General features: G+C 66.5%; 25 protein-coding genes. 6 read left to right on the top strand and 19 right to left on the bottom strand.

Annotated features, from left to right (window positions below; genetic code table 11):
* Nucleotides 1-84: 84 nt before the first annotated feature.
* The 4 genes from H9639_RS01815 to H9639_RS01800 all read right to left on the bottom strand — a co-directional run bounded on the left by H9639_RS01815 (nt 85) and on the right by H9639_RS01800 (nt 4885).
* Nucleotides 85-1746: an ABC1 kinase family protein gene (locus H9639_RS01815; protein ID WP_191806427.1), complete on the bottom strand. Its 1662-nt coding sequence runs from the start codon at nt 1744-1746 to the stop codon at nt 85-87.
* Nucleotides 1747-1852: 106 nt separating this feature from the next.
* Nucleotides 1853-3163: an MFS transporter gene (locus tag H9639_RS01810; protein ID WP_191806426.1), complete on the bottom strand. Its 1311-nt coding sequence runs from the start codon at nt 3161-3163 to the stop codon at nt 1853-1855.
* An 89-nt stretch (nt 3164-3252) separates the two neighbouring features.
* Nucleotides 3253-3711 carry an acyl-CoA thioesterase gene (locus H9639_RS01805; RefSeq protein WP_191806425.1) on the bottom strand — a complete coding sequence of 153 codons (459 nt, stop codon included), beginning with the start codon at nt 3709-3711 and terminating at the stop codon, nt 3253-3255.
* An 88-nt stretch (nt 3712-3799) separates the two neighbouring features.
* Nucleotides 3800-4885, bottom strand: a complete 1086-nt coding sequence (locus H9639_RS01800) for an ATP-dependent DNA ligase (RefSeq protein WP_191806424.1) — start codon at nt 4883-4885, stop codon at nt 3800-3802.
* A gap of 60 nt (nt 4886-4945) precedes the next feature.
* Here H9639_RS01800 and folP point away from each other — a divergent pair, with 60 nt between their 5' ends.
* Both folP and H9639_RS01790 read left to right on the top strand, forming a co-directional pair.
* Nucleotides 4946-5941, top strand: coding sequence for a dihydropteroate synthase (gene folP, locus H9639_RS01795; RefSeq protein WP_191806423.1), 996 nt, complete (start codon nt 4946-4948; stop codon nt 5939-5941).
* Nucleotides 5938-6708 (top strand): pyrimidine reductase family protein, encoded by a 771-nt coding sequence (locus H9639_RS01790; RefSeq protein WP_318241945.1) that lies wholly within the window; start codon nt 5938-5940, stop codon nt 6706-6708. Before folP ends, H9639_RS01790 begins: the two co-directional genes overlap by 4 nt.
* Here the strand turns inward: H9639_RS01790 and lpdA are convergent.
* The 5 genes from lpdA to H9639_RS01765 all read right to left on the bottom strand — a co-directional run bounded on the left by lpdA (nt 6705) and on the right by H9639_RS01765 (nt 13628).
* Entirely contained in the window at nt 6705-8105 is a 1401-nt protein-coding gene (gene lpdA / locus H9639_RS01785; protein WP_191806422.1) for a dihydrolipoyl dehydrogenase, read from the bottom strand. The two genes, H9639_RS01790 and lpdA, sit on opposite strands and share 4 nt — an antisense overlap.
* Nucleotides 8106-8183: 78 nt before the next feature.
* The gene (locus H9639_RS01780) at nt 8184-9701 is read right to left on the bottom strand and encodes a carboxylesterase/lipase family protein (RefSeq protein WP_191806421.1); all 1518 of its coding nucleotides are present in this window, start codon (nt 9699-9701) and stop codon (nt 8184-8186) included.
* A 241-nt stretch (nt 9702-9942) separates the two neighbouring features.
* Entirely contained in the window at nt 9943-10239 is a 297-nt protein-coding gene (locus tag H9639_RS01775) for a hypothetical protein (RefSeq protein WP_191806420.1), read from the bottom strand.
* Between the two features lie 127 nt (nt 10240-10366).
* The gene (gene abc-f / locus H9639_RS01770) at nt 10367-12004 is read right to left on the bottom strand and encodes a ribosomal protection-like ABC-F family protein (RefSeq protein ID WP_191806419.1); all 1638 of its coding nucleotides are present in this window, start codon (nt 12002-12004) and stop codon (nt 10367-10369) included.
* Between the two features lie 100 nt (nt 12005-12104).
* Complete coding sequence (locus H9639_RS01765; protein WP_191806418.1) at nt 12105-13628, bottom strand: carboxylesterase/lipase family protein; 1524 nt, start codon at nt 13626-13628, stop codon at nt 12105-12107.
* A 290-nt stretch (nt 13629-13918) separates the two neighbouring features.
* Between H9639_RS01765 and H9639_RS01760 the strand changes: the two genes are divergently transcribed.
* Nucleotides 13919-14581 (top strand): SDR family oxidoreductase, encoded by a 663-nt coding sequence (locus H9639_RS01760; RefSeq protein ID WP_191806417.1) that lies wholly within the window; start codon nt 13919-13921, stop codon nt 14579-14581.
* Between the two features lie 138 nt (nt 14582-14719).
* On the opposite strand, the gene galK is transcribed toward H9639_RS01760, so the two are convergent.
* Together galK and galT are read right to left on the bottom strand one after the other, a co-directional pair.
* Nucleotides 14720-15919, bottom strand: a complete 1200-nt coding sequence (gene galK, locus H9639_RS01755; protein ID WP_191806416.1) for a galactokinase — start codon at nt 15917-15919, stop codon at nt 14720-14722.
* On the bottom strand, nt 15916-17106 hold the full coding sequence (galT, locus tag H9639_RS01750; RefSeq protein WP_191806415.1) for a galactose-1-phosphate uridylyltransferase: 1191 nt from the start codon (nt 17104-17106) through the stop codon (nt 15916-15918). The genes galK and galT overlap by 4 nt, the downstream gene beginning before the upstream one ends.
* Nucleotides 17107-17281: 175 nt before the next feature.
* Between galT and H9639_RS01745 the strand changes: the two genes are divergently transcribed.
* Nucleotides 17282-18067: a DeoR/GlpR family DNA-binding transcription regulator gene (locus H9639_RS01745; RefSeq protein WP_191806414.1), complete on the top strand. Its 786-nt coding sequence runs from the start codon at nt 17282-17284 to the stop codon at nt 18065-18067.
* Nucleotides 18068-18111: 44 nt separating this feature from the next.
* Here the strand turns inward: H9639_RS01745 and H9639_RS01740 are convergent, their stop codons facing one another.
* From H9639_RS01740 to ligD, 3 genes are all read right to left on the bottom strand, one after another.
* The gene (locus tag H9639_RS01740) at nt 18112-18924 is read right to left on the bottom strand and encodes a lysophospholipid acyltransferase family protein (protein WP_191806413.1); all 813 of its coding nucleotides are present in this window, start codon (nt 18922-18924) and stop codon (nt 18112-18114) included.
* A 190-nt stretch (nt 18925-19114) separates the two neighbouring features.
* A complete protein-coding gene (locus tag H9639_RS01735) occupies nt 19115-19735 on the bottom strand; it encodes a malonic semialdehyde reductase (RefSeq protein ID WP_191806412.1) in 621 nt (206 codons plus the stop codon).
* 120 nt (nt 19736-19855) lie between these two features.
* Nucleotides 19856-20875: a non-homologous end-joining DNA ligase gene (gene ligD / locus H9639_RS01730; RefSeq protein WP_191806411.1), complete on the bottom strand. Its 1020-nt coding sequence runs from the start codon at nt 20873-20875 to the stop codon at nt 19856-19858.
* A 128-nt stretch (nt 20876-21003) separates the two neighbouring features.
* On the opposite strand from ligD, the gene H9639_RS01725 reads away from it, so the two are divergent.
* Nucleotides 21004-21426: a VOC family protein gene (locus tag H9639_RS01725; RefSeq protein WP_191806410.1), complete on the top strand. Its 423-nt coding sequence runs from the start codon at nt 21004-21006 to the stop codon at nt 21424-21426.
* 90 nt (nt 21427-21516) lie between these two features.
* On the opposite strand, the gene H9639_RS01720 is transcribed toward H9639_RS01725, so the two are convergent.
* The 5 genes from H9639_RS01720 to H9639_RS01700 are packed head-to-tail and all read right to left on the bottom strand — an operon-like array spanning nt 21517 to nt 24704.
* The gene (locus tag H9639_RS01720; RefSeq protein ID WP_191806409.1) at nt 21517-22290 is read right to left on the bottom strand and encodes an ABC transporter permease; all 774 of its coding nucleotides are present in this window, start codon (nt 22288-22290) and stop codon (nt 21517-21519) included.
* On the bottom strand, nt 22287-23033 hold the full coding sequence (locus H9639_RS01715; protein ID WP_191806408.1) for an ABC transporter ATP-binding protein: 747 nt from the start codon (nt 23031-23033) through the stop codon (nt 22287-22289). Before H9639_RS01715 ends, H9639_RS01720 begins: the two co-directional genes overlap by 4 nt.
* Complete coding sequence (locus H9639_RS01710) at nt 23030-23749, bottom strand: hypothetical protein (RefSeq protein ID WP_191806407.1); 720 nt, start codon at nt 23747-23749, stop codon at nt 23030-23032. The genes H9639_RS01715 and H9639_RS01710 overlap by 4 nt, the downstream gene beginning before the upstream one ends.
* Nucleotides 23746-24204, bottom strand: coding sequence for a hypothetical protein (locus H9639_RS01705; RefSeq protein WP_191806406.1), 459 nt, complete (start codon nt 24202-24204; stop codon nt 23746-23748). Before H9639_RS01705 ends, H9639_RS01710 begins: the two co-directional genes overlap by 4 nt.
* 32 nt (nt 24205-24236) lie before the next feature.
* Entirely contained in the window at nt 24237-24704 is a 468-nt protein-coding gene (locus tag H9639_RS01700; protein WP_191806405.1) for a hypothetical protein, read from the bottom strand.
* Between the two features lie 100 nt (nt 24705-24804).
* Here H9639_RS01700 and H9639_RS01695 point away from each other — a divergent pair, with 100 nt between their 5' ends.
* On the top strand, nt 24805-25425 hold the full coding sequence (locus H9639_RS01695) for an L-threonylcarbamoyladenylate synthase (protein ID WP_191806404.1): 621 nt from the start codon (nt 24805-24807) through the stop codon (nt 25423-25425).
* The last annotated feature ends 9 nt before the right edge of the window (nt 25426-25434 follow it).

Below are 25434 nucleotides of genomic sequence, written 5' to 3'. Positions count from 1 at the left end.
GCACCGTCCGTCAGGCGAGCCAGCCGGCAGTTCCATTTGTGGCTGCCGGCTGGCTCGTTTAAAGAACCTTTCGGGGCGGTGCGCCTACAAGGCGTCCCGCCGCCGCTGCCTGCGGGCAGACCACGCGAGGTAACCGCCCAGGACGCCCGTTGAGGCCAGGCCGGCGCCCATCAGCGGCGCCTGCCAGCTGCGCCACCGGTCGGCGTCACCGAGCGTCAGTTCACCAACTCCCCGGATAAAGGCCGCGGCGAAGATCGCTGCCACCATCCGGTTTCCCACCCGCTCCAGCCGCTCCACCACCGGAACCAGGTCACCGGCGCGCAGGTGGACCTCCATCCCTTCGAAGTCCAGGGTATTGATCAGCCGCTGCACCTGACCGGGCAGCTCCGTGCCCAGTTCCAGCAGCTCTCCCCCGGCTTTGCCCAGCCGCTTCGCGTAGTTGACCGGATTCAGCTGTTCCATGGTCATCCGCTTGGCGTACGGGGCCAGGGTTTGGCCCATGCTGAAGTCCGGGTCCAGCACTTCGCCCATGCCCTCGGTCATGATCAGCATCCGCAGCAGCAGGGCCACCTCGCGGGGCAGCTGGAGGTGGTGGTTGCGGATGATCCCAAGCCCCTCGCTGATAATCCTGCCGACCGGGGCGTCCCGCAGCGTGCGTCCCGAATAAAGCCGGATGAGTCCGGCAAGGTCCATCCGCAGCTTCACCCTGTCCGGACGGGTCTGGGCAACCGTCATGCGGACCAGTGCCGATGCCATCCGTTCCGGGTCCTTGCGGATGACGGCGATGAACAGGGCGGCCAGCTGTCCGCGCAGTTTGTCGTCCAGCTCCCCCACCATGCCAAAGTCGATGAGACCGATCTGGGAATTGGGCTGAACGAAGATGTTCCCGGGGTGAGGATCAGCGTGGAAAAGCCCAAACTCGAACACCATTTTCATTTCCGCGTCGGCAGCCGTGGCTGCCAGTGCCCTGCGGTCCACTCCCGCGGCGTCCAGCGCCGCCGTGTCGGTGACTTTCATGCCGCGCAGGCGCTGCATGGTCAGGACCTTGTGGGTGCTGTGCTGCCAGTAAATCCGCGGAATAATGACCGCGGCGTCCTCAGCGAAGTTCACCGCGAAGCGGTCGGCGTTACGGCCTTCCTGGACGTAGTCCAGTTCCTGCCGCAGCGTGAGGGCAAACTCATCCATAAAACCCTTGACGTCATAGTCACGCGCCGCTTCCCACCGCCTGCTGGCGTGGGCGGCCAGGGACTGCAGGATGGACAGATCGGCTTCCACCTCGGGCACGATCCCGGGGCGCCGCACCTTCACCACTACGTCCGTGCCGTCCTTGAGCCGGGCACCGTACGCCTGGCCAATCGAGGCGCTCGCGATGGGAGTGGTGTCAAAGGAAGCGAAGACGTTGAGGGGATCGTCACCGATTTCCTGCCTGAGTTCCTCGCGCACGGCCTCCCAGGGCGCGGGTGCAGCCCGGTCCTGAAGTTTGGCCAGCTCATCCATGTAAGCGGGGGGAAGCAGGTCTGAACGCGTGGAGAGCAGCTGTCCCAGCTTCACATACGTTGGGCCCAGCTCTTCCAGGGCCTGGCGCAGGTATTCCGGGCTGGTTGTCCTGGGGGTCCCGGCGTCTTCAGCGGGCCGCTTCCGGAACGGCAGGCGGGCTTCCAAGCCGGAAACGGAGACCAAGTAACCCAGCCCGTTCCGGTAGAGAATCTCGGCCATCTGGCGGTAGCGGTCAAAGTTGTTCTTCATTTCCTTCTTCCCCCTCGGGCGGACGCGCCTGGCTGCACGGCCCTACAGGGAACGATAGCCGTGCCCGCCGGCCGGGCAAACAGGGACCTCACTCCCCCACCCGCCGTTAGGCCTTACCCGCGGCCTCAGAGGCCACCGCCGCAAAGGTACCAGCCACCAGCAGAGCCGAGATGCTGACGCCCACCACAACCAGCGGCAGGACCCAGCTTCCCGTCATGGTGTGCAGACTGCCCAGAATCACGGGACCGGCCGCGGCCACCAGATAACCGCCGCCCTGCACCAGCGCCGAAACCTGGCCGGCCTGGCGTGCTCCGCCGCCCAGCCGGACCAGGATCAGGAAGATGACGGTGATTCCTGCGCCCTGTGCCACCCCTCCGAGGGTCACCCAGACCGCCCAGCCGCCCGGTGCCAGCAGCAGGCCCAGCGGCAGAACGGCCCATGCAGCGCAGGTCAGCCACAGCAGTGTCCGGCTTCGCAGGCGGCGGGACAACAGCGGTACGCCCAGTGCTCCGGCTATTGCCGGGCCCTGGAACAGAGAGGCACCTGCCCCGGCCGCAGCGGTATCCAGGCCGACGACGTCGGAGAGCAGGGTGGGCAGCCAGGTCGAGACCGCATAGAAAGCGAACGCCTGGCCGCTGAACGCGACCGTGAGTATCCAGGCCGCCGGGAGCCGCCAGCCGGCCCGGTCCGCGGTGGGGGCCGGGAGATGTGCCGGAACGACGTCCGTCCGGCCGGCACCGGGTGAATCCTGCACTGGTCCTGCGGCCTGCGCCGTTCCGCCCGATCCGAGCAGGAAGGGCCGCCATCCCACCAGGGCCAGCCAGGCCAGGGCCGCCACGAAGGCCAGGGCGCCCCACAGCACCAGCCCCGTGCGCCAGCCGAAGGCCTCGGTGAGGGGCGCAGTGATGAACAGTGTCGTCATCGAGCCGATGTTCATCGCCGCAGTGTAGACACCGGTAACCAGGGGCACGCGCGCCGGCGGGAAGTCGCGGCGGATCACCACTGGGACCAGGACGTTGCCGACGGCGATCGAAGCGCCGATGACGATAGTCCCGGCGAGCGCTTGTTCCGCGCCGCCGGATGACCGCAGAAGGGTTCCCGCGGCGACTCCCGCCAGGCAGAAGGCGATGGCCTGGTCCGGTCCGCTCCGCCGGAGCAGGGGAAGGGCCAGGAATGACACCACGCCGAAGCAGGCGATCGGCAGCGCCGTCAGCAGACCCGCGGTCGCCACAGACATCCCCAGCTGTTCCTGCAGCAGGCCCAGGATCGGCGACGGCGCCACGATGGGGCCGCGCAGATTGAGTGCGATCAGGATGATGCCGGTCAGCGCCCCCCAGAAGGCCCAGCGCGCAGTCCGCTGCTTTCCGCTGCGTCCGGTGGCAGCTGGACTGTCGATGTGCATTGGTACCCGTTTCACTGAAGGCTCGTTCGTTCCGCTCCCGCGGCCTTCCGTGATTCTGTCAGGTGCCGGACCCGGATCGTGCCCGGGACGCCGAATGTGACTTTCTAGGCGGCAGGCGCCGCGGCAGGCCAGGGCTGGGGCGGCCCGGCCGGAAGATGATGCTTGGGGAGGCGGTCGCGGTCGTAGGTCACTTCGGTGTAGCCGTGCGGTGCGGGCCGGCCGTGCTCGTCAAGGTTCACAAAGACGATCCGCTCGATGGTCAGGATGCTGGAGCGGGTGATCATGTTCCGTACTTCGGCCTGCATGGTCAGCGAGGTGGTGCCGAATTTCGTGGCCCGCAGCCCCATTTCGATCAGGTCACCCTGCTGGGCCGAACTCACAAAGTTGATTTCGGACATCAGCTTTGTCACCACTCTGCCGTTTCCCATCTGAAGGATGGCGTAGATGGTGGCTTCCTCGTCGATCCAGCGCAGGAGCGATCCGCCGAAGAGGGTGCCGTTGGCATTCAGGTCCTCAGGGCGAACCCATTTGCGGGTGTGAAAATTTATGTTGCCGGGTTCCATATTTATAAACATAACGCTGCCCCCTGCCGTGCCGGGGTACTCCGAGAGGACTCTCACAGCGCCTTGTTGCGGGCGTCGCAGACGTAGATCACCGGATCCGGCGGGCTGGTTCCTGGAGGACGTCGGCCAGGTCAAACCTGACAGGTTCCTCAAGCTGGGCGTAACCGCAGGATTCGGGGTCACGGTCCGGACGCCAGCGGACGAAACTTGGTGGATGCCGGAAGCGCAGCCCCTCCATGTGGTCATAGGCCACTTCCACAACCCGCTCAGGCCGCAGCGGCGTGAAGGACAGGTCCTTCGACCCGGTCCAGCGGCTGCCTTCGGCGTTCCGCGGGGTCCGCGTTCCCGTCTGCTGTTCCGCTACCGCCCACGGATGTCCGTCATCCCATGTCACAAGCGGCTGCAGCTCTGCGAAGAGCTCCTTTCTCCGCTCCATCGGAAAGGCACCGATGACACCCACACTGGTGAGGACGCCGTCGTCGTTGTAGAGCCCCAGCAGCAGCGAGCCGATTCTGTCTTCCCCGCTCTTGTGTACGCGGTACCCGGCGAGGACGCAATCGGCGGTGCGCCGGTGCTTGACCTTGAACATGGCCCGTTTTCCCGGTTCATAAGCCGCCTCAAGCGGCTTGGCGAGCACCCCGTCCAGCCCCGCCCCTTCAAACCGGCTAAACCAGTCCCTGGCGGTGCCCGGGTCCAGGGTCTGCCTGGTCAGGTGCAGACGGCCGCCCGCGGCCGCAAGAACGGATTCCAGCGCAGCCCGCCGTTCGTGAAACGGCTCGCCGGTGAGGTCCCGGGCGCCCTGAGCCAGCAGGTCGAAAGCAACAAAGGATGCCGGCGTCTGCGCTGCCAGCAGCTTGACCCTGCTGGCAGCGGGGTGGATGCGCTGCTGCAGCTGCTCGAAATCCAGCCGGGTACCTTCGGCATTAACCAGGATGATTTCCCCGTCCACCACGCATTTTTCCGGCAGACCGTCCCGGAACGCGGTTATGAGTTCGGGGAAATAGCGGTTCATGGCCCGCCCGTTCCGGCTGGTGATCTCCACCTCGTCCCCGTCACGGAACACTACGGCGCGGAATCCGTCCCATTTCGGTTCATAGGCATATCCGCCCTCCGGCACGCCGTCCACCGCCTTCGCCAGCATCGGTTCAACGGGCGGGATCAGCGGCAGTTCCATGGCGTACCTTTCTCAGCAGCGGTCATCTCCTTTGGCTGTGCTCCACCGTAGGATGCAAAGATGAGCCTGAACAGCACCGCCTCCCGCCCAGAGCGCTCCGGAACCGGAACAGACGCGGCGCCGGGCGGCCCGCACACGGCCGGTGCCTACTCTCCTCCCCTGCTGCACCCGGTCCACCACATCGGTGCCCGCACCATCGATTTCCGCCAGCGGGTGGCGCTGATGGCAATCATCAACCGGACACCGGATTCGTTCTACGACGGCGGCGCCACCTACGCGCTGGAGGCGGCTGTGGAGGCGGCACTGCGGGCGGTGCACGACGGCGCTGACTGGGTTGACATTGGCGGGGTGCCCTTCGCACCCGGACCGGCGCTGGAGGCGGAGCAGGAGGCTGCACGGGTGGTTCCGGTCATTAAGGCTGTCCGCGCCTCCTCGGACGTGATCATTTCCGCAGACACCTTCCTGCCTGCCGTGGCGGAGGCTGCGGTCGAGGCGGGCGCAACCGTCATTAATGACACCTCGGGGCTGCACAATCCGGATGTGGCGAGAGTGGCCGCCCGGGCCGGTGTCCATCTGGTCATCACCCACAGCCTGGCTGCTCCCCGCACTGTCTATCCGCGGCCGCAGTACGGGGACGTGGTTACCGAGGTTGCGGAGTTCCTGCGCCGGCGCAGCGGCTACGCCCAGGAGCTCGGAGTCCCGCCGGAGAAACTCATCATCGACCCCGGACATGACCTCAATAAGAACACCCTCCATTCCCTAACCCTCACCCGCCGGTTGTCCGAAGTGGCAGCCGTTGGCTTTCCGGTGCTTGCCGCCGTCTCCAATAAGGACTTCATCGGCGAGACGCTGGACGCACCGAAGGCCGCCAGGGTGGAGGGCTCACTTGCGGCGGGCGTGGTCAGCATCATGAATGGTGCCCGGATCCTGCGGATGCACAACGTGGATGCTGCCCGCAGCGCCATCCGGATGACCGAAGCCATCCTCGGCTGGCGGGACCCGGCGTACCTCCGGCACAACATCGGCGAGGTCAACGAACCGGTTTCCCGGCCGTGAACGCGGAGATTTCACTCGCCGGCGCGGCCAGTCCCCTCAGCGATGATCAGCTGCTGGCCGCCTACACCTGGGACGAAAATGGCGGTGAAACGCAGCGCCCGGTCTTCCGGTTCAACTTTGTGGTCTCAGCCGATGGTGCTGCGGCGGTGGACGGGCGGTCCGGCGGGCTGGGCGACGACGCCGACCGCCGGGTTTTCGGCCTGCTCCGCCGCACGTGTGATGCCGTGCTTGTGGGTGCCGGCACTGTGCGCGCGGAAGGCTACGCCGGAGATCTGGTGGACGCACCGTCCCGGTCCTGGCGCATGGCCCGGGACCTGCCGTCCCATCCGGGACTCGCCGTTGTCTCCGGCACGCTGGACCTGGACCCGGGCAGCCCCCTGTTTGCCGAAGCGCCGGTCCGGCCCTTGATCCTGACCACGGCAATTGCACCCCCGGAGCGCCGGAGGGAGCTGGAGCAGGTCGCGGACGTAGCCGTGGCCGGTGCCCGCACCGTGGAACCGGAACAGGCCGCGCAGATACTCATGGAGCACGGATTCGGCCGGGTCCTGTGCGAGGGCGGCCCCCGCCTGTTCGGCACCTTCCAGGCCGCCGGGCTGGTTGACGGTCTCTGCCTGACGCTCGCCGCCGTGACGACGGCCGGAAACGCACCGCGCATCACGGCCGGGACTCCGGAACTGCCGCCCCGCCCGTTGGAACTGGCGCATGTCCTGCGCAGCGGAGATACCCTGCTGCTGCGCTACCGGTCCCCTGGGCCAGCCAGCGTCTAGAGGTTGATCATGTGCCCGGTCAGCCCGTGGAAGGCTTCCTGGAGCGCTTCACTCAGGGTTGGATGGGTGTGGACATTCCTGGCGAGTTCAGCCGCAGTCAGATCCCACTTCTGAGCCAGGGTCAGTTCCGGCAGCAGCTCGGAGACGTCGGGGCCGATCAGGTGCCCTCCGAGCAATTCGCCGTAGGCCGGGTCCGCGATCAGCTTGACGAAGCCCACGGGTTCGCCGAGTCCGTGGGCCTTGCCGTTTGCAGTAAACGGGAACGTGCTGACCAGGACGTCGTGCCCCTCGTCCCGGGCCTGCTGCTCGGTGAGTCCGAAGCTGGCCACCTGCGGCTGGCAGAAGGTGGCCCGCGGCATCATCCGGTAGTCCCCCAGCGGCATGGTCTCCGCGTCCCCAATGGTCTCTGCGGCAACCACACCCTGGGCCTCGGCGACGTGCGCAAGCTGCAGTTTCCCGGTCACGTCGCCGATCGCGAACAGGTTCGGCACGCTGGTCCGCATGTAGTCGTCAATCGCGATGGCTCCCCGGTCGGTGATCTCCACTCCGGTGCGCTCCAGGCCAAAACCTTCCAGACGGGGAGCGAACCCAACTGACATCATCACCCGGTCGGCGTCGATGCTCTGCTTCGCGCCTGCCTTGTCCGTGTAACTGACCGTGACCGAGGATCCGTTGTCCGTCACGGTTTCCACCTTGGCTGAGGTATGGATGGGGATGCCGAGCTTCTTGTACTGCTTGGTGATCTCTTTGGAAACGTCGGCGTCCTCGTTCGGCAGGGCACGGTCCAGGAACTCGATGATGGTCACATCCACGCCGTAGCTGCGCAGGACGTACCCGAACTCCATGCCGATCGCACCCGCTCCCACAATCACCATCGTCGCGGGCAGGTCCCGGCTGAGGATCTGGGTTTCGTAGGTGACCACGTTGCTGCTCAGCTCCACGCCGGGAAGCAGCTTGACGGTGGCACCGGTGGCGATGATGGCGTTCTCAAAGGTCACTTCCTCGGTGCCGCCCTTAGTGAGCGCAACCTCCAGCGTGTGGGCATCCTTGAAACTGCCCCTGCCGTCGTACTCAGTGATTTTGTTCTTCTTCATCAGGTAGTGGACCCCCTTGACCCGGCCGTCGGCTACCTGCCGGCTGCGGTCAAAGGCGGCCCCGTAGTCAAAGCTCACCTCGCCGCGGATGCCGAAGGTGTCTGCCTGCCGGGTGAAAAGCTGCGCCAGCTCCGCGTTCCGCAGGAGGGCCTTGGAGGGGATGCAGCCTACGTTCAGGCAGACCCCGCCCCAGTATTTCTCCTCCACCACGGCGACGGTGAGTCCAAGCTGTGCGGCCCGGATGGCCGCCACGTACCCGCCCGGTCCGGCACCGAGGACTACGACGTCGTAATGTGCACTCATGCTGGCTCCTCGTCAGATGTGTTCAGGCAGGATCATCTAAGACTCTCACGGGCCGCCGCCGACTGAAACGGATCTGCCTCAGACATAGCCCCGGTAGCCCTTCCAGGCCAGGCGGCGCTCGGCAAACGGGTCGGATTCGATCCGGTCCTGGACGTCGAAAATCCGGGTGTGCCGGTTCTTTTCCTCGTACCGCGGCCAGTCCGGTCCCGGCAGGTGGCTCCGCGCCAGGCTCAGCAGCGATCCCTGGAACCGGACGGAAAGCTCCTTCAGTTCCTCCATTCCGCCCAGCAGCGACAGTGCCCGCATTAACCGCTCGTTCGTCTCCCCGAACATCACGGGCACGTCAAAGGCGTGGGTTGCTCCCAGGCCCAGAAGATTCATCAGGCGGGTGGCGTAGTCGTACCGGTAGGTCCAGGTGGGCGCGACCCGCGAATGGCCTTCCGCGACCATCTGGCTCGGGTACCAGAAAACGAGGTCACCGCTCATTTCGACGGACCGTTCCCGGGACGGATAGCCCGGATACGCCGCCACCACCCTGTCCCGGGCGGCGGGGTCCGTCCCGGCAAACATCCGCTCAATCCGTTGCGGGGTGGAAGGCAGGATGTTGTCGAGCTTCGCAAAGAGTGCCCCTTCCTGCGCCATGGTGCCCAGCACCATGGGTTTGGGCGCGGACCGTCCCTCCAGGAAGGTGTCAATCGGATGCCGCGGCAGGAACTCGCCGTCGATCACCGGAGAGACGCTCAGGGTGCCAGGCTGGACCACGGGTCCGATCTTGCTGGTCATCTCCCTGGTTGCACTCACCAGTTTGGCCGCCGGAATACTGCTCAGGGCTTCCGCCGCGTGGGCCTCGTCCACGCGCAGAATTTCGAGCAGATCCAGCGCCCAGCGTTCATGCATGTCCGGAAAGTAAGCGCCCGACGGTGCCGGGCTTTGGGCGAAGGCTTTGTGGAAATAGGGGGCCGCAGAGGGAATGCACATCAAGGCCGTGACGGAGATTCCGCCGGCGGACTCGCCGAAGATCGTGACATTCTCAGGGTCACCGCCGAACGCGGCGATGTTCCGGTTAACCCACTCCAGCGCCGCTACCTGGTCCCGGAGCCCGACGTTGGAATCGAAGGGACGTTCCGGTGTTGAAAAGGAGGTGAAGTCCATAAACCCCAGCGCACCTATCCGGTAGTTGAGGCAGACGTACACCACACCGCCGCTGCGTACCAGGTTGGCGCCCCGGTACGTGCGCACGGCGGAGGAGCCGGAGCTGAACGCCCCGCCGTAGAAGTACACCAGGACGGGCAGCCGCTCAGCCGGGGGATCCAGGGGGGCGCTGACATTGACGGTCAGGCAGTCCTCGCCCATCAACGGGCGGCGGCGTGAACGTTTCAGCGACATGCCGCGGTTCTGCGGCGGTATAGGGCCGAATTCCGCGGCGTCCCTCACCCCGGTCCAGCTGGCGGGAGGCTGCGGTGCGCGCAGCCTCAGCTCCCCCAGCGGAGGTGCAGCGTAGGGAATCCCGCGCCAGGTCCGTACTCCGTCGTCGACAGTTCCGCGGACCCAGCCATTGGCTGTTTCCACCTCCAGTGCTGATATGTCCAGGGACATGGCTCACCTTCCACCGGGGCGGCGCGTCTGGGCGCCTGGTATGACTAAGGTCCCGGTTTCAGCTGTTGCGCCGCGCGAAGGCGCAGTCCCTTTCCTGATGCACTTTGCACCACCGGAGGTGTTCGTCCAGGACCAGTGCCGCGCATATCAACGATAGGCCCGGCAACAGGGCCCGGACCAGAGTCCAGCGAAACGAACGGACGGGCGCACCGGATGCCGGTGCGGAACCGAACGGGCTGGATTAGTCCAGGAAGGCAGGTTCCGGTACCCGCTGCAGGGTGACCCGCGGCCGGACCGGCTGGTGCGGCCGGGAATTCAGGAGGTACCGGTGGACGGCCAGTTCCTTAAGGCACAGCAGCCCCACGGCCACTACGTTGAGAAGGACCTTGGCTGGTGTGGACCAGTCCGTCAGGACGCAGAGCATCCAAACCGTCAAAAGGACCGGAAGGTCCATCAATCGCAGTGCGGCCGGCGGCCTTTCGGCACGCCTGGCTGCGGCTGCTGGCTGAGCTGACATCCATGTGCTCGTCGAAGCCATGACAACTTCTTTCCCCCGCGAGACGGTGGCGCAGTTATCATCCATGACACAGCTGCCACCCTTGAGCAACTATTATCACACGTATAACAACAGTCACAGCTATCGGGGGTAAGACTCCTTCAGCAGCTTAACCTTCTGCAACAGATCCGTCCTGCACGCGCCACAGCCGGTCAAGGTGCACGTTCTGCAGCATCCGGCGGTCGTGGGTCACCAAAAGCAGTGTTCCGGCATAGCTTTCCAGGGCTTCCTCAAGCTGTTCAATGGCCGGCAGATCCAGATGGTTGGTGGGCTCATCCAGGACCAGCAGGTTTACCCCCCGGGCCTGCAGCAGGGCCAGGGCGGCCCGGGTCCGTTCGCCCGGCGACAGAGCACCCACCAGGCTCGCCGACTGGTCCGCCTTCAGCCCGAACTTCGCCAGCAGGGTACGCACCTCTGCCGGATTCATGTCCGGTACGCAGGATTCAAACGCGTCAGCGAGCTTTTCGTCCGCCCGGAGCTGGCCGCGCAGCTGGTCAATTTCACCTACCGCGACGGAGGCACCCAGCGTCGCCGTGCCGGCGTCGGGCGCCAGCCTCCCCAGCAGCATCTGCAGCAGCGTCGATTTGCCGGCCCCGTTGGGACCGGTGATGGCGATCCGTTCCCCAGCGTTGACCTGGAGCGAGACCGGACCCAGGCTGAACCCGCCGCGCCGGACCACGGCTTCATTAAGCACTGCGGTGACCGTGCTGGAGCGCGGCGCCGGGGCGATGCTGAACTGAAGCTGCCATTCCTTGCGCGGCTCTTCAACCTCCTCGAGGCGCGCAATCCGGGACTCCATCTGCCGGACCTTCTGCGCCTGCTTTTCGGAGGACTCCGTGCTGGCTTTCCGCCGGATCTTGTCATTGTCCGGTGACTTTTTCATGGCGTTGCGCACGCCTTGGGAACTCCATTCCCGGGTGGTCCTGGCACGGGACACCAGATCGGCCTTCCGCCCGGCAAATTCCTCATAGGCTTCCCGCGCGTGCCGCTTCGCCACGGCCCGCTCCTCCAGGAAGGCGTCGTAGCCGCCGTCGTAAACCGCTACCTTGTTCTGCGCGAGGTCCAGCTCCACCACCCGCGTGACGCAGCGGGCGAGGAACTCGCGGTCGTGGGATACCAGCACGACGCCGCCGCGCAGTCCGCGGACAAACTCCTCCAGCTTTGCCAGGCCCTCCAGGTCCAGATCGTTGGTGGGCTCGTCCAGGAGCACGATGTCAAAGCGGCTGAGCAGCAGCGCGGCCAGAGCCACCCGGGCCGCCTGGCCGCCGGAAAGCCCGGTCATCAGTGCATCCGGTCCGGTTTCCAAACCGAGTTCGGCCAGAACCGCCGGCATCCGCTCCTCGAGGTCCGCGGCGCCCGAGGCGAGCCAGGTGTCCAGCGCAGCCGCATACCGGTCATCTGCCCCCTTGGTTTCGGCACCCAGTTCCTCCGCGGCTGCCTCCATGGCCTCGGTGGCTGCGGCTGTCCCCGTCCGCCTGGCGATATAGGCGGCTACGGTCTCGCCGGGAACCCGCTCATGTTCCTGCGGCAGCCAGCCCACAAAAGCATCGGTGGGGTGCCGCTGCACCTCACCGCCCATGGGCTCCGAGGCGCCGGCCAGGAGCTTCAGGAGCGTGGACTTACCGGCGCCGTTGGCACCCACCACGCCCACGACGTCGCCGGGGGCAACCGTGAGGGAAAGATTCGAAAAGAGGACGCGGTGGGCGTGGCCGCCGGAAAGATCCCGGGCAAGCAGTGTTGCGGTCATCCAACAATCCTATGCGGCCCCCTGCAGCGCCTTTCCCACCCCGGCGGCGCTGAGGAGACCGGCGTCGCTGACCGTGCGGGTTTCACCGGCGGCACCTGCGCTACCGGTAACCGCGGTATCCGTTCCAGGCCTTCCGCCGCGCGCTGCGGGGATCGAGTTCAATGCGGTCGTACCGGTCGAAGATTTTGGTTCGGCGGGACACGGTGTCGTACTTGGGCCACATGGGTCCCGGCGCACCGCTTTTCGCGAAGCGCAGCAGCGCGGACTGGAACCGGTGCCCCACGTTCGCGGTGGTCCGCCGGTTCCCCAGCCCGAGCAGCGCCCGGCCGGCGCCGGACCCGTAGGTTCCAAAGACCGCCGGCAGATCAAAGCCGTGCGTTGCCCCCAGGCCGGCCAGCCGGGCGGCGCGCGGCGCGTAGTCGAAGCGGTAACACCATGCCGGCGCATATTCCGAATGGGCCTGGAGCACCTGCAGGCCCGGGTGCCAGAAGACGGCATCCCCGCCGAGTTCCACCGCCTGCTTCTTGTGCGGGTACCCCTTGTACGCCGCGACAACGCCGTCCCGCAGGCCCGGTTCCGTCAGGGCGAACATCTTCTCGATGCGCGCCTCGGAGGTGGGCAGGACGTCGTGGAACCTGTCGAACAGCGTTCCCTCGCTTTCCATGGTGCCCAGGACAAGCGGAATCCTCTGCGCCGAGCCGTCCGCGAAGGCGTCCAGGGGGTGTACCGGCAGGAAGGTGCCGTCCACCACGGGCGCCAGGCTCCGTGCCCCGGGCTGCGCCTCGGGCACGATCTTCCCGGACAACTGTCCGGCCGCCTCCACCAGCGCCGCAGCAGGAAGTTCACTCAGCGCCTCCGCGGCACCGCCTGCCCCGACGCCGAGGATCCCGAGGAACTCGGCCGCCCACTGCTCCGTACGCTCCGGACTGTAGGCCACGCCCGCCGCCGGGCTCTGGAGGAAGGCGCGGTGGAACAAGCCGGCGGCTGCCGGCACACACATCAGAGTCAGTGCGGAAGTGGCTCCGGCCGACTGGCCGAAGAGCGTGACGTTGCCGGGGTCTCCCCCGAAGGCGGCAATATTCCGCTGAACCCATTCCAGGGCGGCCACCTGGTCCGCGAGGCCCAGATTGGCTTCGAACGGCCGGTCCGGCGTGGAGTACGCGCGGAAGTCCATAAATCCCAGCGCCCCCAGGCGGTAGTTCATCGAGACAAAGAGGACGTTTCCCATGGCCGTGATGCCGGATCCATCAACCAGGTCCATGGCGGCCGAGCCCGCTTCGAAGGCTCCGCCGTGCAGGAAGACGAGCACAGGCAGCGGGTCAGCCGACGGTGTTTTTGGCGCCGTCACGTTGATTGTGAGGCAGTCTTCGCTCATGGGCGTTCGGGGACCCGCGCCAGGCAGCAGCCGGTGGATGCGCTGCGGAGCCCACGGGCCGAACCCGGACGCGTCCAGGACATCACTCCAGGGCCGGGCCCGGCGCGGCAGGCGCAGCCTCAGCTCCGCCACCGGCGGCTCTGCGTAGGGTATTCCGCGCCAGGAACGCGTATCTCCCAAAACCCGTCCCCGGACCGGGCCCTCGCTGGTCTGGACGGTGAGGCCTGCTTCTGCGGTGGCAGTGGACATAGTCAACCTTTCGGCCGGTGGAGCCGGAGAACTGGCCCGGACTCGCCAGGCACCGTTTTTTGGATACTAACCAGCGCGGACGGCGGGCACCATCCTCTCCGGTCACCTGGCTGCCCGCAGTGCCAACATGGGCAGCAGCCCGCGCGCCCTGCCCGCCGCAGAGGAGACGAGGCCGCAGCCGCCCAGCCCCCGGGGACTCCGGACGGGTTCAGCCAGCGGCGGAAGAACCCGGCACGGCGACCATCAGTATGCTTATGCTTTTTGTGGACATTCCGATGAGAGGAGCAAACATGGCACGAGTGGCAATCATTGGCGGGCATGGAAAAGTGGCGCTGCAGCTGGCGAAGGATCTGGCGGCCGGGGGCCACGAAGTGACCTCACTGTTCAGGAATCCGGACCACGTCACGGAAGTCGCTGCCACCGGTGCAACCCCTGTGGTGGCCGATGTGGAGGCACTGGACACCGCAGGCATCGCCGAGCGGCTCAAGGGCCAGGACGCCGTCATCTGGTCCGCAGGCGCGGGAGGCGGCTCAGCGGAGCGTACTTACGCCGTCGACCGTGATGCCGCCATCCGTTCCATCGACGCAGCCGCCCAGGCCGGGGTGCGCCGGTACGTCATGGTCTCCTACATGGGTGCCGGCAAGGACCACGGGGTGCCCGAAGACAACAGCTTCTTCCCCTATGCCGAGGCCAAGGCCGCGGCCGACAGCCACCTGCGCGGCAGCAGCCTCGAATGGACCATCCTCGGCCCGAGTGCGCTCACGGATGATCCCGGCACCGGACGCATCAGCATCGGCCCCGGCCAGGACGGAAGCGTTTCCAGGGCAGACGTTGCGGCGGTCGCCGCAGCAGTGGTGGACCGGCCTGCCACGGCCGGACAGTTCATCGAGTTCATCAACGGTGACACACCGATCGCTGAGGCTCTCGACTCCGTGAGCAGCTCCCAGCAGTAAGATCCGCCGCCGGTCCGGCCTCCTTTTCGGGGGCCGGACCGGCTTTGTTTTGGGTGACCAGCTTTGTCTGGGTTACCGGCTTTGGATTGGGTGACCGGGTGAGAGACCCCGGCGGGGGCTGTGCCCGCCTAGCAGAACTCAGCTGCGTCCGGGCTGCAGCGGGTCCGGGTTTCCGGAATCCCGGTGGGCTCCCGCGCCCGGAGCAACGGCGAACACCTCGGGCGGTGCAAAACCTGCATTGGCAAAGGCCCTGATGACGGCGCGCTCCACCCGCTCGGCGTGGGCCGCGCGCACCAGGGCAAGGGCCGATCCGCCGAAGCCGCCGCCTGTCATCCGCGCCCCGGCAGCTCCGGCCGCCATTGCCGCTTCCACGGCAAGATCCAGTTCCGGGCAGGAAACCTCGAAGTCATCCCGCAGGGATTCGTGGCTGGAGGCCAGCACCGGGCCGAGTTTGGCAATCGGCTTGCCGGTTTCGAGATGCCCGACGACACTTTCCACCCGGGCGTTCTCGCTCACGACGTGCCGGGCTCTCCGGTAGGCCTGATGGTCCAGCTGCCCGGCCGCGAGCACAAGTTCAGGTAGTCCTATTTCACGGAGGGAACCCACTCCCAGTGCTTCGGCCGCCCGCTCGCAGTCCCGCCGCCGGTCAGCATAGCCCCCGGAATCATGGGCGTGGCTGACCTTTGTGTCGATCACCAGCGCCACCATGTCCTCCGCGGCAAAATCCAGCGGAACCAGGCGGCTTTCGCGGGACCGGCAATCCAGGAACAAACCGTGCCCGGCAGCGCAGAGCAGCGAAGCCGACTGGTCGAGGATGCCGGTTGGCGCGCCGGCAAAGTCATTCTCGGCCTGCTGGCACAGCAGCACCAGCTCCTCCGGAGGCAGCTGCGCCCCGGAGAGTTCATTGACCGCCAGGGCCACCGCGCATTCGATGGCCGCGGACGAGGACAGACCAGCTCCCACCGGGACATCTGAATCCAGCAGGACATCCATTCCCGGAACCTCGATTCCGCGCAGGCCAAAAGCCCAGTGAACCCCGGCAACGTAACGGCTCCAGCCCTCCAGCCGGCCGGGAGCGAGATCCACGGTCCGGATCTCAGCCGGCTCTCCGGTTCCGCTGGTGGCCATCCGCAGCAGTCCGTCACCGCGCGGTGACACGGCGACCCGGGCCCGCCGGTTGATCGCCAGCGGGAAGACGAACCCCAGGTTGTAGTCGGTGTGTTCGCCGATCAGATTGACCCGCCCCGGCGCTGACCAGATACCCGACGGAGGCCGGCCGTAGGCAGCCGTAAAGAGTTCCGTCACGGCGGCTGCGGCTTCCACGCCTGATGCGCTCATGCCGGCCGCCCCGGGCTGGCCGCTGCGGTGAGGGAGGGACCTCCGGCGGTCGTTCCATCACCCGGGGGCGCATTGAAGGGCGGCAGGGCATCGCGCAGGCGCCGGGCCGCCTCCTCGGGAATCACGTCTCCGACAAAAGCACCCATAGCTGCCTCCGATCCGGCGAGGTATTTCAGTTTGTTCTCCGCCCGCCGCGGAGACGTGACCTGCAGATGGAGCCGGTAGAGTTCCCGGTCCGGATGGTCTACCGGTGCCTGGTACCACGCGGCAATGTAGGGCGTGGGCGTTGCATAGAGGGCTTCCACCCGCTGGAGGACATTAAGATACACCCCTGAGAGTTCTTCACGTTCTGAGTCGGTGAGCGCAGGCAGATCCGCCACGTGGCGGTGCGGTACAAGGTGGACCTCCACGGGCATCCTGGCGGCGTAGGGCACATAAGCGGTCCAGTACCGGCCCCGTGCGACGATTCGTCTTCCGTCGGCCAGCTCGCCGGCGAGCAGGTCGGAAAAGAGGGCCCTGCCGGTCCTCGCCTGGTGCCGCACGGCCGAGGCCAGCTGGGTGAGCGTCCGTGGCGTGGTAAACGGATAGGCATAGATCTGGCCGTGCGGATGGTGCAGTGTCACGCCGATTTCCGGGCCGCGGTTCTCAAAGATGAAGACCTGGCTGACGCCCGGAAGCCTGGACAGCTCGGCAGTGCGGTGCGTCCAGGCATCAATCACAGTACGGACCCGTTCCCGGTTCAGCCCGGGAAAGGAAGCACCATGGTCAGCCGAGAAAGCAACCACTTCACAGCGCCCGGCGGCGGGTGCGCTCCCGTCCGAAGCCGCAGGAATTTCTTCCCCGGTGCCCGGCCCAAAGGCTGGAAAACGGTTCTCGAAGACCGCGACGTCGTAGCCGGAGGCCGGTATTTCAGTGGCACGCTCCGGCGCCGAGGGGCACAGCGGGCATTCGGCTGCCGGCGGCAAGTGTGTGCGTGACTGCCGGTGCTTGGCATAGGAAACCCATTCTCCGAGCAGCGGATCGTAGCGCAGCTCCGGTGTCGCTGGACGCGGCGGCAGGTCCCGGCCGTCCGGCGCAAGCGGACCGTGGTCCGGATCCTGGCCCCGGTCGAAGAAGTAGAGCAGCTCGCGGCCATCTGCCAAAAGGCTGCGCACGGGAGCGGGGCGGTTGGTGACGCGGTTTGCCATGTGCGTTTCCTTTAAATCGACGGCAGTGCCCAGTGGAAGGTCAGCACTGGGCGGCAGAACGAACAAGAACTCACAAACTACACCACAAATCACCGTGACAATAGCTGTGAATGTTCGATTGTGTTGATTTGGACCCCTTGGACTGGCATTGTGTATTTCCTACCCAAGGAGAGACATGGCGGAAATGCTCCCGGCCCAGCGCCAGCAGCAGATCGTTGACCGGCTGAACGCCAACGGACAGGTGCGTGTGAACGAGCTCGCCGCTGCTCTGGGCGTCTCAGACATGACCATCCGCAGGGACCTCACCGAGTTGGAGGCACGGGGCACGCTGGTCAAGGTGCATGGCGGGGCGACCCGTGAGGCTGCGGCGACCAGCCTGGAGCCGGGCTTCGCTGCGAAGCTCCAGCGCGAGGCAGTGGAGAAGTTTTCAATCGCCGGCCTGGCTCTGTCCATGATTCGCCCGGGCATGGCCATAGCGCTGAACTCCGGGACCACGACTTTCGCGCTGGCAGAACGCCTCTCCGGGATCCAGGACCTGACAGTGGTGACGAACTCCCCCCGGATTGCGGATGTCCTTTGGCAGGCTGATAACTCCAGTCAGAGCGTGATACTCACCGGTGGAGTCCGCACCCCCTCAGATGCGCTCGTGGGGCCGCTTGCGCTGGCTGGCCTCAGTCAGCTTCACGTGGATCTGTGTTTTATGGGGGTTCACGGGTTCACCCTTGAGGACGGATTCACCACTCCGAACATGCTCGAGGCACAGACAAACCAAGCCTTCATGGCCTGTGCAGCCCAGGTGGCGGTCCTCGCAGATCACACCAAGTGGGGAATTACCGGACTGTCCCAGATCGCACCGGTCTCTGCCGTGGATTACCTGCTCAGCGACGCCGGACTGCCGGCAAAGGCACTGGCCGGACTCCGCAGGGTCATCGACGTCGTCCAGACAGCTCCGGCAGCCTAGCTCCTGACCCTGCAGTGGCGACGGCCTGGAGCAGCCGGTGCCGGTCAGCCGGTGATCTTGTACTTGGCGCGGTCCGCCTCGTCCAAGGCCACCTGCTCCTCGGGCGTCATGGCGGAACCGCCGCGGCTCACGGGCATCCACCAGGCGCCAGCCGGCGGCTGTTCCGGGTAGGTGTCGATGCATTCGTCAATGCCGGCCTGCAGAATCTCCTGCAGGCGCGCCGTCTCCTCCAGCACCGAAGCTGAAGGGTCAACGGTCACCGGTGCACCAACATGAATCCGCACCGGGGTCTTCCAGACTGCCTTGAAGCCAAGGCCGTGTCCGCGGGTCAGCATTCGATGCCCGCCCCAGACCGACACGGGGATGATCGGCACGTCTGCCTCCGCGGCCATGCGGACGGCACCTGTCTTGAGCTGCCGGACCGTGAAGCTGCGGCTCACGCCGGCCTCGGGGAGCACAGCCAGATAGTCGCCCCGGTGCAGTTTCTCCACCGATTCTGCGTAGGCCGCAGCTCCGTCGGACCGGTCCACCACCACGTGCTCGCACCAGTCACAGACGGCGGCCACGAACTTCTTCCGGGCGGCTTTTTTCGTGACGAGGAAACGCATGTGGACTTTCAGCTGCTTCCACAGCAGATACTCCGCGAAGACAAAGTCCAGGTACCCGAAGTGGGTAATAGCCACCACCGCGCCTCTGCCCGGTGCAACCTCGCGGTTCAGGCCACGGATTACTTCATCCGCCGGCAGATTCTCCAGCCCGGAGGGAATCACCTTGACGCGGAAGGCCTTGACCGCGGCGACTCCCGCTAAAACGATCGTGCGGTAAACGTACTTGTTCGGCCGGCGTTTCCGGGGCAAGGTCGCCTCCTGGTGTGGGGTAGCGGAGTTTCGCGCCAATTCTATCCCGTGCCGGGGTGCTGCCTTCTCCTGCTGCGCAGGTTCCTGGTCCTGTGCCGCCCCGGCCGCCACACAGCAGAAGGGCCGGGACCGCTGCCTGAATGGCGGCGGTTCCGGCCCTTCCCCAATTCCTGCGGAAGATCGTGAAGCGTTAGACCGTCACGGTGACGGCGTCGTAGTCGTAACGCGGCAGGCGGTCGAACCAGGGGTTCTCGCCCGGCTTGCCGATGTTGACGACCTGGAAGGTGCGCTGGGTGGTGCCGGCGTGGAACTCGGCATCGATGCCTGCGGCGTCAAAGGCACCCATGGGACCGGCGGCCAGCCCGACGGAGCGTACGGCCATGATGAAGTAGGCGGCCTGCATGTGGGCGTTGTTGTTGCCCATCACGGTGCGCAGCTCTTCGTTGCCGTCAAACATTGCCTTGCGCTCAGCGGCGTGCGGGAAGAAGGTGGGGAAGCCCTCGTGCCACTCGGTGTCGAAGCTCAGGACGGCTACCAGCGGTGCGCTGGCAGTCTTGTCCTTGTTGCCTTCTGCCATGTGCTTGACGAGGCGCTCGCGTGCCTCGCCGGAACGGACCCAGGTGATCCGCATCGGCTGGATGTTCATGGAGGTGGGCCCCATCTTGGTGAGGTCATAGATGGCGCGCATCTGCTCTTCGGTGACCGGCTCGTCACTGAAGGTATTTGCCGTGCGGGCTTCCAGGAAAAGCGTGTCGAGGGCAGCGCTGTCGACGACGTACTCGTCCTGGGTCTGGGTGGTGCCACTGGTCATGGGGAAACAACTTTCTTTCGGTTGAAGATTCCACCATTACCAACACAGCTGATCCCCGTCAGCTTCCCGGAAGCCAATGTGATCCTGCACACATACTTGCCGGTTCGTGTGGAACTGCGGTCATTCCATCTTCCGCCGGCTGGGCTGCACCCGCGGCGGCTCTCCGGGCATTTTGGGATAGTCCGGAGGGAAAGGCAGCTCCCCCAGCCCGGAGTCCAGATCCCGCTGCCACCACGCCAGAAGGGTGTCAATGGTTCCCGGATTCTCACCGAACCCGGCCCACGGGTCCCCGGTGGCGGCCAAACGCGCCGGGACAATCTGGACGGTAAAGGCCCTGGGGTCCACGGTTTCGAGTTCATCCCAGGTGATGGGCGTGGAGACCGGGGCATGCGGCAGGGCGCGCGGACTGTAGGCACCCGCCATGGTGCGGTCGCGGTTCGCCTGGTTGAAGTCCACGAAGACCTTCTCTCCGCGTTCCTCCTTCCACCACGACGTCGTCACTTCCTGGGGCATCCGCCGCTCCAGTTCCCGGGCTGCGGCGATCACGGCGTGCCGCACATCCTGGAACTCGTGCACCGGCTCGATCGGCGCGAACACGTGCAGCCCGCGGTTCCCGGAGGTCTTGATGTAAGCGGTGAGCCCGGCCTCCGCCAGGACGTCCCGCAGCGCCAGCGCCGCCGGGACGGCGTCGTCGAAATCGGTTCCTGGCTGCGGATCCAGGTCGATGCGCAGCTGGTCGGGGTTGTCTGAATTTTCGGCCCGGGAGGGCCAGGGGTGGAACACCACGGTATTCATCTGCACTGCCCAGACGGCGGCAGCCGGCTCATCGATGACCAGCTGCGGATGCGAGCGCGCGCTGGGATAAACCACCATCACGTCCCGCACATAGTCCGGAGCACCCTTGGGCGGGTTCTTCGAGAAGAACTGCTCGCCGTCGATTCCCCCTGGAAACCGCTGCAGGGAAAGGGGCCGGTCCCCGTTCGCTGCGACGAAGGCCTGCCCCACGGCGCAGATGTACTGGGCCAGGTCCAGCTTCGTGAATCCGGATTCCGGCCACAGCACGCGGTCGGGACTGGAAATCCGGACCTCGCGGCTGCCGCCGGGTCCGGGGACAGAAATGGTTGTTGCTTTGGCTGCCATGCAGGCAGGCTACCCCGGGCAGCGGTTTAGGGGATCCCCTTCCGCTGGACCCGGCTTAGCCGCCATACTTTTTTCCAACCGGCTGCAACCGCGCATCCGTCCTGATCCGTGATCGAAGGGACTTCGCCATGACCAGCACCATGAACCCCTATCTGAGCTTCCGGGACAATGCCGCTGAAGCCATGGCCTTCTATCAGAGCGTCTTCGGCGGCACGCTGGAGAGCACATCCTTCGCGGAAATGAATGCCAGTGAGGACCCGGCGGAAGGCGACAAGATCATGCATTCGCAGTTGACCACGGACAGCGGATTCATCCTTATGGCCTCCGATACACCGAACAGCATGAACCTGGATGAGGGCAGCAGCTACTCGATCTCCCTGAGCGGCGACGACGGTGAGGAGCTGCGCGGCTACTGGGACCGGCTCCTGGACGGCGGGACGATGGTCCTGCCGCTGGAGCAGGCACCGTGGGGCGATACCTTCGGAATGCTCGATGACCGTTTCGGCACGAGCTGGATGGTAAGCATCAGCGCCCCCGGTTCGGACGGCTGACACCAGCACGGAGCCCCGCAGCCCCGCCCTGCGCCTGCGGAAGAGACCCCGGCACCTGTGAAAGGAACCCGGGCACCCGCGGAAGAGGCCCTAGCGCCAGCGGAAGAGCCGGACAGCCAGCAGCGCACAGCCGCCGGTCCAGACCGCCATCACCGCCAGCGGCAGCGGATCCACCGGGTCGCCGTACCACGCGGCCGTCAGGCTTTCGGTTGCCGCACCGAGCGGGGTGAAGGCCGCCATGGAGGCGAAAGGCTCAGGCATCAGCGGCCCCGGGGTCCAGACCCCGGCGAAGAACAGTGAAGCAAACAGCGCCAGCGTGCCTAAACCGTTGGCGGCCTGGGCGCTTTTGGTCCGGGCTCCGATGACGGCGCCCAGCGCGAGCATGGAAAGCGCGGCCAGCAGGAAGATCCCTACAGCGGCGAAGGGCAGCCGCGGGGCCTGGGCTCCGAGCGCGAGCACTGCGATTCCGGCGGCCACAGCGGCCCCCAACAGCAGCGAGGCGGCACTGACCACCAGCTGAGCCGTGAGGACCCGGTGCGCACCGGCCGGCGTGGCACCGAGCCGGCGGAACAGCCCCAGTTGCCGGTACCCCCCGAGCGTTGACGGCAGGTTGGTCAGGCCTACGCTCGCGGCAACCACACATAGTGCCATGGGCACGAAGAGGTCCAGGGCGGTGGGAGATCCCGGGCCGTTCAGCGGAGTGCGGGTCCCGGGAATCAGCAGCCCCTGCAGGAGCAGCAGGGCCGCAGGGAAGCCGAGGGCCATAAACAGGGCTACGGGATTCCGGAGGAAGAGCCTGGTTTCGGTCTTCAGCAGGGCTGTTGAGGCGGAGGGGCTCCGGCGGGTCATTGCGGGGTCTGTCATGACGGGTTCCTCCGTTGCGTTTCCAGCAGCCCGAGGTAGGCGTCGGCAAGGTCCTGGACAGCCGGGTCCTGCCGCCGCGCGGCAGCCACGAGTTCCTGCGGCGTGCCGGCGGCAAAGGTTCTGCCGTTGTATATCACGGCCACCCGGTCACACAGCCGCTGTGCTTCGTCCATAAAATGCGTGATCAGCACGACGCTGAGGCCTTCCTCCCGCATCCGGCGAATGAGGTGCAGGATGTCCCGCCGGCCTTCCGGATCCAGTCCGGTGGTCAGTTCGTCCAGCACCACAATGCGCGGATTGCCGACCAGTGCCAGCGCGATGGAGAGCCGCTGCTGCTGGCCTCCGGACAGGCGCCCATACGGTGTTGCCCAGGCACTGCCCAGGCCGACGGCGTCCAGCAGCACCGGCACGTCCTGCGGTGCCGGATAGAAGGATGCGAAAAGCTCAATGGCTTCGCGGACCCGCAGGGCGGGCGGGAGCTGCGCTGACTGCAGCTGGTAGCCAACCGTCTTCCGGGTCTCGGCCGGGTGCCGGTGCGGATCGAGGCCCGAAACCCGGACCCTGCCGGACTCGGGCCGCAGCGCACCGGTGAGGCATTCCGCCGTCGTACTCTTCCCTGCGCCGTTGGGGCCAAGAAGACCAAGGATCTCGCCCTTCCCGACCGTGAAACTGACGTCCCGCAGCACGGGCTTTCCGGCGAGCCGGACCGCCAGGTTCTGAACGTCGATGACCGCAGTGCTCATGGTTTTCCCTCCTCCTGTGTTGGAGTTGCCTCCGTCCGCCGCGGGGCCTGCAGGAGCCACCAGCCCAGCTGCACGCCCACCATGACAGCCGCGCCGGCCAGCAGGTCCGCGGGCCGCCAGACGGCCCCGGCTCCCCGGAGGGCCGCTGCAGCGAACAGCAGCGCACCCGCCACGGCGGCGAGACTGAAGATCTGGGGCCAGGGCATGGGGGCAGATTCCCCGCTCTGCTGTGCTGATCTGCGGCGCCAGATGAGTTCCGCCGTCATCAGCAGCACAATCCCCGCACCTGCTCCGACGCTCCAGGCCGCGACGCCGTCCGGCAGCCCGCCGCCGCTGAAACGGATGCAGACAATAAGCAGCCCCAGGAACAGTTCAGCGGCCCGAAAGGCGGCAGATGCAACGGTCCAGGCCGCCGGAAGCGGGCGTGCCAGGTCCTGGCGCCGCCGGGGAATATAGGACCAGGCATCCGTCTGTTGCTTCCGGGCCGTGAGTCCTGCCAGCACGGTGGCCGGCAGGACGGCGACGGCGGGTATCACGACGTTGTTGCTCACCGACCACAGGATGGCCACAGCCAGAAAAAAGAACTGGGGGGTGGCGGCCTCCCCCAGCCACAGAGAACGCAGGAACGGGCGCCGGGCATCGGCCTGGTCCAGTGGATGGACCAGGCGCTGGCTGCCTTCTTCCGGCAGCTCTACGTGTTCACGCATGCTGCTCATGATCGCTTCCAGGGCACGGTTTCAACATACGGCGGCTTGAATCCCGCACGGCCAACCTCATAGACCTTCTGCCGGGAGATGCCCAGTTCACGGGCTACGGAAACGGCGCTGTAATCCTCCAGCAGCAGCGCCACCGCCGCGGACCGGATTCCGGACGCGCGGGAATTGAGTGCTGCGGCCAGCGAGCTGAGCTCCGCGGCCAGCAGCGCAGCGGCCTTCAACCCGCCAAAGGGTTCGGCCCAGTCCGGGTCGGGCCCGGCCGCCGCTGCGAAGAGGGCGTCTCCCCCGTCCCGCAGAACGGCGTCGACTTCCGATGGGTCCAGCCCCGCGTCCCGGAACCGTGCCGCGGCGTCGGAACGGTCGGCTGCGGCTGTGCGGTGCGCCAAAACCTGCTGCCAGTCCCCGGTGTCCGGAGGATCGGCAGATCCTGTGTCATCCCTGGGTTTACGTTTCATGGCCACCACCGTAGAACCGGCCCCATCGGCCGTCAACCCCGGGGCGACAACTTTTTTTGGTCCGGCGGCACCCGCCAGGCCAGCACCACGACGGCGCCGCCTACCCCGGCGAACAGCGCCTCCAGCGGCTGAAACTCAATCACTGCTGTTTCCCAGGCTTCCAACCCAACCAGCGCCACCCCGGCTGCCATGGAAAGCGCCCGCGCCGCCCGGTGCCGCCGCAGCTGCAGGACTGCGGCCAGCAGGTAGCCACCGCCGCAGCCAGCAGCCAGCAGCAGCCCCGGCAGCCGCCAGTCCGGGAAGGGTGTGCGCCGCAGCACCGTGCGGTCTGCGTGCAGGAAGGCTCCGTCCGGGCGCAGCGCCAGGAGCGTCCCCGCTCCCAGGGCAGCGGCCCCGGTCCCCAGCTCGAGGCCGATCAGCGCCTTTTCGGTCCGTGAATCGGGTCTGTGCAGCCGCGGCAGGCTCCCGGACGCGGTGATATCCAGCTTGCCTGTGCCCATAGACGGAAGTATCCGGTCCCGGCACCAGGCACGTCCACCTTCACCCGGCATGCGGCCACAAATCGACTGGTGAACGGTCCGGTCCGCGTATGCTCGGGGCATGGCACGCTATTTCGACATACATCCTGAAAATCCCCAGCCCCGCACGGTCGCCCAGATCACCGCCCTCCTCCGGGGCGGCGGCCTGATCGCCTACCCCACGGACTCCTGCTATGCCCTCGGCGCACAGATCGGCAACCGGGACGCCCTGGACCGTATCCGCACCATCCGCCACCTCAGCGACAAGCATCATTTCACCCTGGTCTGCAGCGATTTCGCGCAGCTGGGCCAGTTTGTGCAGCTGGACAATGACGTCTTCCGTGCCATCAAGGCCGTTACCCCGGGCAGTTACACCTTTATTCTGCCGGCGACCAAGGAGGTGCCGCGCCGGCTGCTGCATCCCAAGAAAAAGACCGTTGGTGTGCGCATCCCGGACAACAAGGTGGTGCAGGCGCTGCTGGCCGATCTCGGGGAGCCGCTGCTCTCCAGCACCCTGCTTCTGCCGGACCAGGAAGAGCCCATGACCGAGGGCTGGGAGATCCAGGAACGGCTGCAGCACGAGGTTGACGCCGTGCTGGACGCCGGTCACTGCGGTCCGGACCTGACCACCGTGGTGGATTTCTCCTCCGGGCAGGCCGAGGTGACCCGCTACGGTGCCGGGGATCCGTCCCGGTTCGAGTAAGCCCACATC

The organism is Arthrobacter gallicola, assembly GCF_014836775.1.
GTDB lineage: Bacteria > Actinomycetota > Actinomycetes > Actinomycetales > Micrococcaceae > Arthrobacter_B > Arthrobacter_B gallicola.
The sequence above is the reverse complement of the archived record's forward strand: the minus strand, read 5'-3'. Positions and strand labels throughout refer to the sequence as shown.